1 protein-coding gene and 1 pseudogene are annotated in these 1267 nt (G+C 71.7%); both read left to right on the top strand.

Annotated elements, in window-relative coordinates; genetic code table 11:
* Positions 1-623 (top strand): annotated as a pseudogene (locus tag ACSFA3_RS24025) (hypothetical protein); the annotation flags it as partial.
* Positions 620-1267: saccharopine dehydrogenase family protein (locus ACSFA3_RS24030; RefSeq protein WP_435507906.1), on the top strand; the 648-nt coding region annotated here is incomplete at its 3' end. The pseudogene ACSFA3_RS24025 and the gene ACSFA3_RS24030, both read left to right, overlap by 4 nt.

The following is a 1267-nucleotide window of genomic DNA, read 5'->3' on the forward strand; positions in this document are numbered from 1 at the left end:
AAGCCGAGCGCTGCATCGTCGCCCTGCCCGTGTTCATCGCCGCGCGCATGGTCGAGAACCCGCCCGAGGTGCTGAAGACCGCCGCTGCGCACGTTCGCTACGCCCCCTGGCTCGTGGCCAACGTGCACCTGAGCGGCCCGCTGGCCGACCGGCTTGGCGCTGCGCCGAGCTGGGACAACGTGATCTACGGCACACGCGGGCTGGGCTACGTCGACGCGCGCCACCAGTCGCTCGACCCGACGCCACGCGGCACGGTGGTCAGCTGGTATCGGCCGCTGGGCCCGAGCAGCTACGACACGACCGATTGCCGCAAGCTGCTGCTGGAGCGCCCGTGGACCGGGTGGCGCGATGACCTGCTGGCCGAGCTGTCGGCACCGCACCCCGACTTGCCATCGCTGGCGACGCGCATCGACATCACGCGCTATGGGCATGCCATGTCCATCCCCCGGCCCGGCCTGCTCGCGCAGATCGGCCCGCAGCGCACCGCGCCGGATGCCGCGCATCGCGGCAGCGTCGTTGCAGGCCGGCTGTCGTTCGCGCATGCCGACTGGTCGGGCTACTCGATCTTCGAAGAGGCGTTCACGCGCGGGCACGTCGCGGGCAGCGACGCAGCGGCGGCATGAAGACGCTGGTGCTCGGCGGCTACGGCAACTTCGGTGCACGCATCTGCCGTGCGCTGGCCGACACCCCCGGTATCGAACTGCTGGTGGCGGGGCGCGATGCGCAGCGTGCGACCGAGTTCGCGGCATCGCTGGGCGGTGGCGCACACGGTGTGCGCATCGACGTGCAGGCCGCCGACCTCGCGAACACCTTGCGCGAGTTGGGCGCCCAACTGGTGATCCACACCGCCGGTCCTTTCCAGAACCAGGACTACCGCGTACCGCAGGCCGTCGCGGCGGCGGGCGCGCACTACATCGACCTGGCCGATGGCCGGCGCTTCGTGTGCGACTTTCCTGCGGCACTCGATGTCGACTTCCGCGGCGCAGGCCGCACCGCCGTCAGCGGAGCCAGCACCGTGCCCGCCCTGTCGTCCGCCGTGGTCGACCATCTCGCGGCCGACTGGCAGGGCATCCACACCATCGACATCTGCATCGCCCCTGCGCAAGGTGCGCCGCGCGGCGAGGCCACGCTGGCCGGCGTGCTCGCCTATTGCGGCGAGCCCATCCGCGTGTGGCAAGGCGGCGGGTGGGTCGAGCAGCCCGGCTGGGCCGATCCCGTGAAGATCGAGTTCGCGCGCATGAAGCCGCGCCGCGGCGCGCTCTGCGAC

It is taken from the genome of Variovorax glucosi (assembly GCF_051216695.1).
In the GTDB taxonomy this organism is placed as follows: domain Bacteria; phylum Pseudomonadota; class Gammaproteobacteria; order Burkholderiales; family Burkholderiaceae_C; genus Variovorax.